Source organism: Amycolatopsis kentuckyensis (assembly GCF_002155975.1).
GTDB lineage: Bacteria > Actinomycetota > Actinomycetes > Mycobacteriales > Pseudonocardiaceae > Amycolatopsis > Amycolatopsis kentuckyensis.
The window spans coordinates 1-11,929 of the sequence record NZ_MUMI01000190.1 but is presented as its reverse complement, the minus strand read 5'-3'; the positions used below and the strand labels follow the sequence as shown (position 1 = coordinate 11,929).

The 11,929-nt window shown below is 70.5% G+C and carries 10 protein-coding genes and 1 pseudogene; 10 read left to right on the top strand and 1 reads right to left on the bottom strand.

Features of this window, described 5'->3' with window-relative positions; genetic code table 11:
• The 4 genes from CCN39_RS19345 to nudC all read left to right on the top strand — a co-directional run.
• Positions 1-1,061: DUF2207 family protein (locus CCN39_RS19345; protein WP_086843917.1), on the top strand; the 1,061-nt coding region annotated here is incomplete at its 5' end.
• A 9-nt stretch (positions 1,062-1,070) separates the two neighbouring features.
• Positions 1,071-2,363 carry a M16 family metallopeptidase gene (locus tag CCN39_RS19340; protein ID WP_086843911.1) on the top strand — a complete coding sequence of 431 codons (1,293 nt, stop codon included), beginning with the start codon at positions 1,071-1,073 and terminating at the stop codon, positions 2,361-2,363.
• Positions 2,360-3,739 (top strand): M16 family metallopeptidase, encoded by a 1,380-nt coding sequence (locus CCN39_RS19335; protein ID WP_086843909.1) that lies wholly within the window; start codon positions 2,360-2,362, stop codon positions 3,737-3,739. The genes CCN39_RS19340 and CCN39_RS19335 overlap by 4 nt, the downstream gene beginning before the upstream one ends.
• Positions 3,739-4,755 (top strand): NAD(+) diphosphatase, encoded by a 1,017-nt coding sequence (gene nudC, locus CCN39_RS19330; protein WP_086843907.1) that lies wholly within the window; start codon positions 3,739-3,741, stop codon positions 4,753-4,755. The genes CCN39_RS19335 and nudC overlap by 1 nt, the downstream gene beginning before the upstream one ends.
• A 378-nt stretch (positions 4,756-5,133) precedes the next feature.
• Here nudC and CCN39_RS19325 read toward each other — a convergent pair whose 3' ends face one another.
• Positions 5,134-5,598, bottom strand: coding sequence for a hypothetical protein (locus CCN39_RS19325; RefSeq protein WP_086843915.1), 465 nt, complete (start codon positions 5,596-5,598; stop codon positions 5,134-5,136).
• Between the two features lie 233 nt (positions 5,599-5,831).
• On the opposite strand from CCN39_RS19325, the gene CCN39_RS19320 reads away from it, so the two are divergent.
• The 6 genes and pseudogenes from CCN39_RS19320 to CCN39_RS19295 all read left to right on the top strand — a co-directional run.
• A complete protein-coding gene (locus CCN39_RS19320; RefSeq protein ID WP_086843905.1) occupies positions 5,832-7,037 on the top strand; it encodes an ROK family transcriptional regulator in 1,206 nt (401 codons plus the stop codon).
• Between the two features lie 24 nt (positions 7,038-7,061).
• On the top strand, positions 7,062-8,423 hold the full coding sequence (locus CCN39_RS19315) for an extracellular solute-binding protein (protein WP_086843903.1): 1,362 nt from the start codon (positions 7,062-7,064) through the stop codon (positions 8,421-8,423).
• Complete coding sequence (locus CCN39_RS19310; protein ID WP_167455121.1) at positions 8,420-9,403, top strand: carbohydrate ABC transporter permease; 984 nt, start codon at positions 8,420-8,422, stop codon at positions 9,401-9,403. The genes CCN39_RS19315 and CCN39_RS19310 overlap by 4 nt, the downstream gene beginning before the upstream one ends.
• Entirely contained in the window at positions 9,400-10,293 is an 894-nt protein-coding gene (locus tag CCN39_RS19305; protein ID WP_086843902.1) for a carbohydrate ABC transporter permease, read from the top strand. The genes CCN39_RS19310 and CCN39_RS19305 overlap by 4 nt, the downstream gene beginning before the upstream one ends.
• Entirely contained in the window at positions 10,290-11,555 is a 1,266-nt protein-coding gene (locus CCN39_RS19300) for a 6-phospho-beta-glucosidase (RefSeq protein ID WP_086843900.1), read from the top strand. Before CCN39_RS19305 ends, CCN39_RS19300 begins: the two co-directional genes overlap by 4 nt.
• A pseudogene (locus CCN39_RS19295) lies at positions 11,552-11,929 on the top strand (ATPase); the annotation flags it as partial. The gene CCN39_RS19300 and the pseudogene CCN39_RS19295, both read left to right, overlap by 4 nt.

The following is an 11,929-nucleotide window of genomic DNA, read 5'->3' as shown; positions in this document are numbered from 1 at the left end:
AGCAGAACCTCGCCGCGGGCGACCGGATGACGGCGACCGTCGAGCTGCCCGCGGGCACCGTCCCCGGCAACGAAGTCCTGGTCCCGGCGAAGACGATCGCCGGCGCGTTCGTGCTCACCGCCCCGGTCGGCTGGGCCTGGGCGGGCTTCGGCGCGCTGCTCCTGGCGCTGGCCGCGCTGGTCCGGGCGGCCCGCCGCCGCGAGGGCGAGCCGGAGAAAGCGAGCCTGCTCGCCGGGAACGGTGAGTTCGCCTCGCCCGGCGGGGTGCTGCCGGGCCACGTCGGCCTGCTCCTGCGCGGCCGGGCCGGGCCGCTCGACCTGGCCGCGACCGTGCTGGACCTCGCCGTCCGCAACTACCTCTGGGTGGGCGACGGTCCGACGCTGGCCCGGCGCAACCCGCCCGACGAGCACCTGACCGACTTCGAGCGTGCGGTGTACGAGGCCGTGGTCCCGGACGGGCCGGTGACCCTCGCCGAACTGCGGAGGCGGCACGTCGAAATCCCCCGCGCCGAGCTGGCCGCCGACGTCGTCCGGCGCGGCTGGTTCGCGACGCGCCGGCTCCGCCGGGCCGGGGTGCGGGTCGTCTGCTACGGCGGGTTCCTCACCGTCCTGCTCGCCTTGACCGTCGGGTACGCCCAGCTCGGCGTGATCCTCGCGCTGGCCGGGTTCGCCGCCGTCGCCGCTTCGGCCGCCCTGCCCGCGCGCCGCCGGGCGGGCGCCGACGTCGCGCGACGGCTTCGCGGCATCGCCGCCGTCAAGCCGAAGGACCTCGACAAGCCGCAGCGTGAGCTGGTCTTCTCCCGCGGCCTGCCGTACGCGCTCGCTCTGGGCGAACTGGCGCCCTGGGTGGCCGCCTTCGACGGCCTCAAGCACCCGCCACCGGTCTACTGGCACGCCGGCGACATCACCCCTGACCAGGCCGGATCGTTCGCGACGGCGTTGTCGGGCACGTTCGCAAGCGCCCACCGCGGTCGCCTGATCGAGCTCGTGAGCGGTCACGAGGGTTCGCAGCCCCCTTACCACGCGCGAGCCGGGACGCAGGCAACCGCCGAGCCGTCGTAGGGTGGGGCCATGGCCGATCCCGAGCTCGTCCGATACACCCTCGACAACGGTCTGCGGGTGGTTCTCGCGCCCGACGCGACCGCGCCGGTGGTCGGCGTCAGCGTGCACTACGACGTGGGTTTCCGCTCCGAGCCGGAGGGGCGCACCGGTTTCGCGCACCTCTTCGAGCACCTGATGTTCCAGGGCTCCGAGAGCCTGGAGAAACTCGCGCACTTCCGGCACGTGCAGTCCAGCGGCGGGACCTTCAACGGGTCCACCCACCCGGACTACACCGACTACTTCGAGGTGCTCCCGAGCGCCGCGCTGGAGCGGGCGCTGTTCCTCGAAGCCGACCGGATGCGCGCGCCCAAGCTGACGGCGGAAAACCTGGCGAACCAGATCGACGTCGTCAAGGAGGAGATCCGGCTCAACGTGCTGAACCGGCCCTACGGCGGGTTCCCGTGGATCACCCTGCCGCCGGTGCTGTACTCGACGTTCCCGAACGCGCACAACGGTTACGGCGGGTTCGAGGACCTCGAAAGCGCCACGGTCGACGACTGCGCGGCGTTCTTCGACACCTACTACTCGCCGGCGAACGCCGTGCTGACGGTGGCCGGTGACTTCGAGGTGGACAACGCCAAGAAGCTGATCGAAGACCACTTCGGCGACGTCCCGCACCGGCCGGCGCCGCAGCGGCCGTCCTTCGCCGAGCCGCTGCCGACCACCGAGCTGCGCGGCGAGATCGAGGACGCGCACGCCCCGCTGCCCGCGCTCGGCATCGGCTACCGGATGCCGGACCCGATCAACGACGTCGACAGCTACCTGGCCTACCTCGTGCTGGCCGGCGTGCTCACCGACGGCGACGGCTCCCGCCTGCAGCAGCGGCTGGTGCACCGCGAGCCCCTGGTCGTCGACATCGGGGCGGGCGCCGGGCTGTTCGGCCCGTTCGAGGCCCGCGACCCCGACACGTTCACCATCACTTTGATCCACCCGCACGAGGTGCCCCGCGAGCGCGTGCTCGCCGCGCTCGACGACGAGCTGGAGAAGCTCGCCGAGACCCCGCCGAGCGAGGAAGAGCTGCGCAAGGTCACCGCCCGCTGGACGGCGAGCCTGCACTCGGAGCACGACAGGCTGGTCTCCCGGACCCTGGCCCTCGGCTCGTTCGAACTGCTCTACGGCGACGCGTCGCTGGTGTACCGGCTCGCGGACCGGATGTCCGCGGTCACCGCGGAAGCCGTGTCGGCGGCGGCGAAGGCGCTGCGCCCGGACGCGCGCGCCGTGCTGGTGGTCAAGCCCGCTTCGGAAGGGAACAACGAGCAGTGACTTCAGCAACGCACCGCAGCGCCGACGAGATCGGCCGCACCGCGCGGGGACCGCGGCCGCTGCCGCCGCTCGGCGAGCAGCGGGCCGCCGCCGACCTGTCCCACGTGGACACCCGGCTGGCGAACGGCCTGCGCGTGGTGGCCGTGCGCAAGGCGACCGTGCCGATGGTCGAGGCGCGGCTGTGGATCCCGTTCGCGGGCGACGACGCGCTGCACCCGGCGATCGCCGAGGTGCTGGCCGAGACGATCCTGACCGGCACGGCCCGCCGCAACCGCATCGAGATCGACGCCGAGCTGGCCCTCATCGGCGGTGACATCGGCGCCGGCGTCGACCCGGAACGCCTGGTGCTCACCGGATCCGCGCTGGCGGACAAGCTGCCGACGTTCCTCGACGTGCTCGGCGACGTCCTCACCGGGGCGACCTACGCCGACGAGGAGATTGCCCGCGAGAAGGAGCGGCTGGTCGAGCGGATCGCCGTCTCGCGCACGCAGCCGCGCACGATCGCGCGGGAGGCGCTGCAGAAGCACCGCTACGGCGACCACCCGGCCACGCGCGAGGTCCCGAAGGCCGAAGACGTCGCGGTCGTGACGCCCGAGCAGGTGCGGGCGCTGCACCAGGCGTCGGTGCTGCCGCGCGGTTCGGTCATGGTGCTGGTCGGCGACCTCGACCCCGCCGAGGTCGTCGGCGAGCTGGAGAAGGTGCTCGGCGGCTGGGCGTCGGACCGCTCGGCCGTCCGGTTGCCGCCGCTGCCGGACCTGACCGGGCCGGACGTGCTGCTGGTGCCGCGCGCGGGTGCGGTGCAGTCGCAGATCCGGCTCTCGGCGCAGACGATTCCGCGGACCGACCCGGGTTACGCGGCGCTGCAGCTGGCGAACCTGGCCTACGGCGGGTACTTCTCGTCGCGGCTGGTGGAGAACATCCGCGAGAACAAGGGGTACACGTACTCGGCGCACTCCGGGTTCGAGTTCACCGACGGCACGGCGGTGGTCAACGTCGACGCGGACACGGCGACCGACGCGACGGCCCCGGCGCTGCTGGAGACCCGCTACGAGCTGGGCCGCCTCGGCCAGGTGCCGCCGTCCGGCGACGAGCTGGAGTCGGTGCGGCAGTACGCGATCGGCTCGCTGCTGACCTCGACGTCGTCGCAGGCCGGGCTGGCCGGGCAGGTGCTGGCGCTGGCGTCCACCGGGCTGGGCCTGGAGTGGCTGAACGAGCACCCGGCGCGGGTGGCCGCGGTGACCGCCGACGATGTCGCCGAAGCGGCGCTGAAGTACTTCGCGCCCAAGCGGTTCACGGGTGTGGTGGTCGGCGACGCGGCGGTGCTGGAGCGCAAGCTCCTGGCGCTCGGCGACGTGGTCGTGGGCGAGCCGGCCTGATGTCCGTCCCGTTCACCCTCGGTGCCCTGCCGACCCTGTCCCGGTCCACAGTGGACCGCCAGGAAGGCTTGCGCACCAACCCTTCGCGGCTCTTGGCGCGATGGCCGGACGCCCGGGTCGTCCTCCTGGACGACACCGGGCGCACCCCGGTGGCCGAGGGGGCGTCGACGCTGGCGTTCCGGAAGGCCGTCGACTTCGGGACCGCGCCGCCGCCCGGCGCGGTGTTCCTGGGCGAGTGGCAGGACGTCGACTACTGGTCGCTGCCGGGCGGCCCGTCGGGCTCGGCCGACACCGTGAAGATGGCGGGCAGCTGGGGTTTCGTGGAGGAGGTCCCGCGCGCGGACGGCGAGGTCTGGGTCGAGCTGCGCGGCTACGGAGACCTCCTGGACGACACCTCGGCGGGACTGTTCACGACGGCCCAGGCGTTGCGCTTCTGGCGTCGCCAGGCGAAGTTCTGCACCCGCTGCGGCAGTGAGACGGAGCTGGTCCAGTTCGGCTGGGCGAGCAAGTGCACCGGCTGCGGCCGCGAGGAGTACCCGCGCACGGACCCGGCGGTGATCTGCCTGGTCCACTCGGTCGAGGGAACGAACGGCTCGCACGTGCTGCTGGCGCGCCAGCCGATCTGGCCGGCGGGGCGGTATTCGGTGCTGGCGGGGTTCGTCGAGGCGGGGGAGTCGCTGGAGGCGTGCGTCGTCCGGGAGATCCGCGAGGAGGTCGGGGCGGTCGTTTCGGACGTCCGGTACCTGGGGAGCCAGCCGTGGCCGTTCCCGCGGTCGATCATGCTGGGGTTCACGGCCCGGGCGGACCGGTTCGCGCCGCTGGTGCCGGCGGACGGCGAGATCGAAGAGGCGCTGTGGGTGTCGAGGGCCGAGGTGCGCGCGGCGTTCGAGAACAGCTCGCGCGCCGAAGGGGCCCGGCCGACGCCGATCGCGGACGGCGCGGCGGAGATCATCCTGCCGGGTAATTCGTCCATCGCCCGCGTGATGCTCAAGGCCTGGGCGGACGCGGAGGAGTGATCGCGGGGGTGCGCCGCGTCGGTGCACCCCCGCTTTTTCACCCGATCGCTCGCCGCGTTCGATATTCCTGCGACGCAAGTGGTGCCAGGGATTTCTGAGGCGAAGCCTTGTTGCTGACGGCAATTCGCTGACTACCAGAAAGCGACCGGCGCTCACCAAGTCCGTGGTGAACTTGGTAGTGGACAAGGCCTGGGCGGCGTTCAAAGCGCTATGTCTCCGATGCGGCGAAGGAGTGGCTGGCGAAACAGTTCGGGTTGCGGCCGGCCGGTGAAATCCCCGCGGCACGGGAGACCCCTGCGTAGGCAACCGCCAACGGCCCGGCAGCCCGCCGGGTCGTGGTCGTTGCGCCGATGCGCCCGCCGCCGGGACCCGCAGCGTTCACCGGAGGTTGCCGAGTTCGATCACCGAGCGGTTCGGCTTGCCCGTGAAGTCCGCCGGGCCGCCGTACGCCACGTTCAGCGTCTCCAGCCGGTAGCTCCAGTCGCTGCCACATGAGCAGGCCGGGCCGAAGCGCAGGTTGATCTGCCAGCGCAGCCACTCGCCCGGTTCCAGCCGGACCGGGGAGCGCGGCCGGTTCCGCTTCGGCATCCCCCACGGCGACGGGACGACCAGCACCGACAGCCCGCCCTCCGCTTCGCGGAGCGTGACGCCGTCCAAGTCGGTGATCGGCCGCATCGCGAACCGCGGCGAGAAGCCGGTCGACTCGTCGACATTCACCTCGTGGAGCTCTGCACCAGCAGGCAGCGGGAAAGCGATCGGCACCCGGTTGCGCACCGAAGCCGACGGGCCACCCCGGGACCGCTTGGTCCAGGTGGTCCGCACTCGCTGAGCCACGACGTCCATGAAGACCAGCATCCCCGGCGCCGCAACCCGAAATCCCCTGACCGGGCCTGCAGTACCCGGCGCCACTCGTTCACCGGTGTTTCGGCCAGGTGGCCTATCGCCCCGCCAAGCGTTACCTGGCCGTTTCGCGAGACCGTTGACGGCTGTGCCGCGGCTCACTACAGTCCCCGGAAACCGTCTGTAAAGTATCCTAATTAAGTCCGGAGGAACGAGTGCGAGCCGGTAGCCCGCGGATGCTGCGCGAGATCAACGATCGCGCCGCCATCGAGGTCCTCCTGCGGGAGGGGCCGCTCACGCGGGCCGAACTCGAGCTCGCCATCGGGCTCTCCAAGCCCGCCACCGCCCAGCTGCTCACCCGGCTCGAACTGGACGACCTCGTCGTCAAGGCCGGCGTCCGGGGCGGGGGCCGCGGACCGCGGGCCCAGCTCTGGGCGGCCAACGGCGGCCTCGCCTTCGTCGCCGCCGTCGACCTCACGCCGCACGTGGCCGACTTCGTCGTCGCGGACGTCGCCGGGGTCGTCCTCGCCGAGTACCGCACCCCCCTGCCCGTGCACGCGGGCGCCGACGTCGTCGGGACCTTCGGGGAAGCCCTCAAGAAGGTCGCCGAAGAAGCCGGGATCAAGCGGGAAGACCTGGCCCACGTCGTGATCGGCGCGCAGGGGGCGTTCGATCCGCGGACCGGCCTGCTCTCCTCCGCGCCGCACATCCCCGGCTGGCTCGGCTTCGACGTCCCGCTGAAGCTGTCCGACGAACTCGGCGTCGACGTCCTCATCGAAAACGACGTCAACCTGGTCGCCGTCGAGGAGATGACCGTCGGGATGGCCCAGGACGTCGACGACTTCGTCATGGTCTGGCTGTCCGAAGGCGTCGGCGGCGCCGTCGTCATCGGACGGCGGCTGCTGCGCGGCGCCACCGGTGGGGGCGGCGAGATCGACTGGATGCGGGTGCCCGATCCGGCCACCGTGGACACCGGGGACGTCTGGCCCGAAGCCGGCGCCCGGTTCGGCAACCTGGTCGACTCGCCCGCCATCTGCCGTCTCGCCGCCGCCCACGGCATCGCGGCGAAAACCGCCTGGGATGCCGTCACACAAGCGAAAGCGCTCGGGAACCGGAACTTCCTCGACGACCTCGCCCGAAGGGTCGCCGGTGGCGTCGCCAACCTCGTCGCCGTCGCCGATCCGCAGCTCGTGCTCCTCTGCGGCGACACCAGCCGGGCCGGCGGCGAGGAGTTCGCCGCGCTCGTGCAGGAAAAGCTGCACGAACTCGTCCTGCCGCGCACGCCCGTCGGCTGCGCTTCCGTGCAGGGCAACGCCGTTCGCGCGGGCGCCCTCCAGTCGGCGCTCGCCACCACCCGTGAGGACGTCTTCGGCGTCGTCACCCCCACGCTCCTCGGGTCGCGCCGGCCCGAGGGCGACAGCACCCGTTCACGACTCCAGTAGCCCCAACCGATGAGGAGGAGGGCCATGCCCCCGACCACCCGGACCCGCCGTGGCGCCCTGCTGGCCGCCGCCGCCGCCGCGGCGTCCGTCCTGCTGACCAGCGCCTGTTCCGGCGCCGCCGCCCCGAGCGGGGGCGACGTGGCCGCCGCGCCCGGCAAGGACGACAAGCTCACGCTCACCGTGTACTCCAAGTTCACCGACCGCGAGTACGGCGTGGTCACCGCGGGCCTCAACAAGCTCAAGGCGAAGTTCCCGAACATCGAGATCAAGCACGAGGGCAACCAGGACGACGACAAGCTCACCCAGTCGATCCGCGGCGGCAACCCACCCGACGTCGCGATCTCCTTCTACACCGACAACCTCGGCGCCTGGTGCTCCACCGGCAGCTTCCAGGACCTCAAGCCCTACATCGACCGCGACAAGATCGACCTGACCCAGATCCCGGACGCGGTCCGCAACTACACCGAGTACCAGGGCAAGCGGTGCGCGATGCCGATGCTCGCCGACGTCTACGGGCTCTACTACAACAAGGACATGTTCGCGGCGAAGGGCATCACCTCGCCGCCGAAGACCACCACGGAGTGGTTCGAGGACGCCAAGAAGCTCACCGAGTTCAACCCGGACGGCTCCATCAAGGTCGCCGGGTTCCTGCCCTCGATGCCGTTCTACGCCAACCAGGCCCAGTACTGGGCGCCGAACTTCGGCGCGCCGTTCCTCGGCCCGGACGGCAAGTCGGACCTCGCCAGCAACCCGGGCTGGAAGGCGATGTTCGAGTTCCAGAAGAAGATGATCGACTTCCTCGGCGGTCACGACAAGGTCGAGCAGTTCAAGGCCGGCCTCGGTGACGAGTACTCCGCCGACAACGGCTTCCACAAGGGCAAGCTGGCGATGATCTACGACGGCGAGTTCCGCACCGCGTTCCTCAAGGACCAGGCACCCACCCTCAACTACGCCACCGCGCCCGCGCCGGTGCTCGACAGCATGGCCGACCACTACGGCGGCGGCTTCACCACCGGCACGATCATCGCGATCCCCAAGGGCGCCAAGAACCCCGGCGCCGCGTGGGAGCTCATCAAGCAGGTCACCCTGGACACCGACACCCTGGTGGACATGGCCAACGGCCTGAAGAACGTGCCCAGCACCAAGGCGTCGCTGACCTCGCCGAAGCTGGACCTGCAGCCGCAGTTCAAGACGTTCCTCGACATCTACGACAGCGGCAAGCTGGTCGCCAACCAGACCACTCCGATCGGCGACGCGCACCTCAAGGCGGTCAACGACTTCGCCGAGAAGTGGCAGGCCGGTTCGGTGCCCGACCTGACCGCGGGCCTGGCGAAGGTCGACGCGCAGATCGACGACGAGCTGAAGCAGAAGGGCGCGGGCGGATGACGACGCTCGCCGAACAGGCTTCCCCGTCCGCACCTGCGAAGGTGCGGGCGGGGGCCCGCCGGGCCAAGCGCCGCCGGACCGTTCTGTTCTTCATGGCCCCGGCGTTCCTCGGGTTCCTGATCTTCTTCGGCTACCCGCTGATCGCCACGGTCTACTACTCCTTCACCCGCTACGACCTGATCAACCCGCCGCAGTTCATCGGCTTCGACAACTACGTCCGGATGTTCACCACCGAGCCGCTGGTCGGCACGGCCGCGTACAACACGCTGTGGCTCGTGGTCGTCCTGACGGTCTGCCGCGTGGTGTTCTCCCTCGGCATCGCCTCGGTGATCTCGCGGCTCAAGTCGGGCGTCGGGCTGGTCCGCACCCTGTGCTACCTGCCGACGCTGGCCCCGCCCGCGGCGGCCACGCTGGCCTTCGTCTTCGTGTTCAACCCGGAGTTCGGGCCGGTCAACCGGTTCCTGCGGCTCGTCGGCATCGACGGCGGGCTCTGGTTCAACAGCCCGGCGATGTCGAAGCCCGCGCTTACGCTGCTGGCGCTGTGGGGCTCCGGCGAGCTGATGATCATCATCTTGGCCGCCCTGCTGGACGTCCCCACCGAGCAGTACGAGGCGGCGGAGCTCGACGGCGCCGGTCCGGTCCGCCGGTTCTGGCACGTCACGCTGCCGTCGATCTCGCCGGTGCTGCTGTTCGGCGTGGTCAACTCGATCATCTACGCCCTGCAGTTCTTCACCCAGGCGATCGTCGCGGCTTCGGCATCAGCGGGTACCGCCGACGTCGCCGGCAACTCGAAGCTCATCGGGGCGCCGCAGAACTCGACGCTGACCTACCCGATCTGGCTGTACGTCCAGGGTTTCCGCTACTTCAACATGGGTTACGCGGCCGCGATGGCCGTGCTGCTGTTCATCGTGAGCTCGGGGTTCACCTGGATTCTCGTGCGGCAGCTGCGGAAGTCCCAGCACCAGGAGGAGGGGGCATGATCACGCTGTCCGACACCGCGCGCAAGCCGCCGGTGTCCGTGCCGCCCCGCGTGCAGTTCAAGCGCACTTGGGACAAGCGGCTGTCCTTCATCGCCACGCACGCGATCGGGATCGCGCTCGGCGTGATCTTCATGCTGCCGCTGCTGTTCGTCTTCCTCACCGCGGTGATGGCGAGCGACCAGGCGATGACGGCGAGCCTGTGGCCGACCGAATGGCACTTCGAGAACTTCGTCAAGGTGTTCCAGAAGGCGCCGCTGCTCGAATACTTCGGCAACAGCCTGCTGTATTCGGCGCTGGCGACGGCCGGCGCGCTGCTGTCGGCGATCCCGGCGGCGTACGCGCTGGCGAAACTGCGGTGGCGCGGGCAGAACCTGTTCTTCATGCTGACCGTGGCGGCGATGCTGCTGCCGCCGCAGGTCACCGTCGTGCCGCTGTACGACCTGTGGGTGCGGATGGGGCTCACCGGCACGCTGGTTCCGCTGATCGTGCCGTACTTCTTCTTCGACGCGTTCTCGATCTTCCTGCTCCGGCAGTTCTTCCTCACCATTCCGAAGGACTACCTCGAAGCGGCGAAGATCGACGGCTGCAACGAGTTCCAGGCGATGTACCGCGTGCTCATCCCGATGGCCAAGCCCGGGATCGCGGCCACCGCCATGTTCTGCTTCCTGTTCACCTGGAACGACTACTTCGGGCCGCTGCTCTACACCGGCGAAAACCAGGACCACTGGCCGCTTTCGCTGGCCATCGCGTCCTTCCGTGGCATGCACCACGTCGAGTGGAACATGACGATGGCGGCGACCGCGCTGATCATGGCGCCGGTGATCGTGCTGTTCATCTTCGCGCAGAAGTCGTTCGTCAAGGGCATCACATTCACGGGGGTCAAGGGATGAAGCTGGCAGTCGTCGGTGGCGGGTCCACCTACACGCCGGAGCTGATCGACGGGATCGCCGGCCGCCGGTCCACTTTGGACGTCGACGAGATCGTGCTGGTCGACCCGGACGCCTACCGCGTCGAGGCCGTCGGCGGGTTCAGCCAGCGCCTGCTCGACCACGCCGGCCACCCCGCGCGGGTCCGGACGACGCAGTCGCTGGAGGAGGGCGTCGACGGCGCTTCCGCCGTGCTGATCCAGCTGCGCGTCGGCGGGCAGCGGGCGCGGCGCTCGGACGAGACGTTCCCGCACGCCTGCGGCTGCGTCGGCCAGGAGACGACCGGCGCGGGCGGGCTGGCGAAGGCGCTGCGCACGGTCCCGGTGGTGCTGGACATCGCCGACCGCGTCCGCAAGATCGCCGGTGACGACACGTGGATCGTCAACTTCACCAACCCGGTCGGCATCGTGACGCGGGCGCTGCTCAACGAGGGCCACCGCGCGGTCGGGCTGTGCAACGTCGCGATCAACCTGCAGCGGCAGTTCGGGAAGCTCCTGGGCGTCGGCGCGGACGACGTCAAGCTCGTCCACACCGGCCTCAACCACCTGAGCTGGGAGCGCGGCGCGCTGGTCGACGGCGTCGACCGGCTGCCCGAGCTGCTCGAGAAGCACCTGGACTACCTGTCCAACGAGGTCAGCGTCCCGGAGAAGTGGCTGCGGCGGATGAACGTCGTGCCGTCGTACTACCTGAAGTACTTCTACGCGCACGACGAGCAGGTCACCAAGCAGCGCACCGAACGCCCGCGCGCCGACGTCGTCTCCGACGTCGAGGAAGAACTGCTGAAGATCTACCTCGACCCGGAGCAGGACACGAAGCCGGAGTCCCTCGAGAAGCGCGGCGGGGCGTACTACTCGGAAGCCGCCGTGCAGCTGGTGCACGCGCTGACCGCGGGCGGCCCGGCCGAGGAGCACGTGGTGAACGTCCGCAACGACGGCACGTTCCCGTTCCTGCCGGACGACGCCGTCGTCGAAGCGCGGTCCACTGTGGACTCCAACGGCGCGACGCCGATCCCGCAGCCGCCGGTGGAGCAGAACTTCGCCGGGCTCATCGCCGCGACGACGTCGTACGAGTACCTGGCGCTGGAGGCGGCGCTCAAGGGCGGCCGGGACCGCGTCGCCGACGCCCTGCTGGCGCACCCGCTGGTCGGCCAGTACGCGAAGGCCGACACCCTGGCCGATTCGCTGGTGCAGATCAACCGCGAGTACCTGCCCTGGGCGCGCGGATGAAGCCTGCAGTCATCGCGATCGACGGCGGCAACAGCAAGACCGAGGTCCTGGTGATCTCGGAAGACGGCGTGGTGCTGGGGTCGGCACGCGGCCCCGGCGCGTCGCCGCAGAACATCGGCGTCGCGGGGTGTGTGGCGGCACTGGAAGAACTGGTGCTGGAGGCGTACCCCGCCTTCGGGAAGCTGCCGCGAGCGGTCCACACGTCCGCGTACCTGGCCGGGCTCGACTTCCCGCGCGAAGAAGAGACGCTGCACGCGGCTCTCGCGGCCCGCGGCTGGAGCGACACTTTGACCGTCGGCAACGACACCCTCGCGCTGCTCCGGGCGGGTAGCGCGGGGGTGTCGTTGCCGACGGTCAAAGTGTCGCTCCAGCCG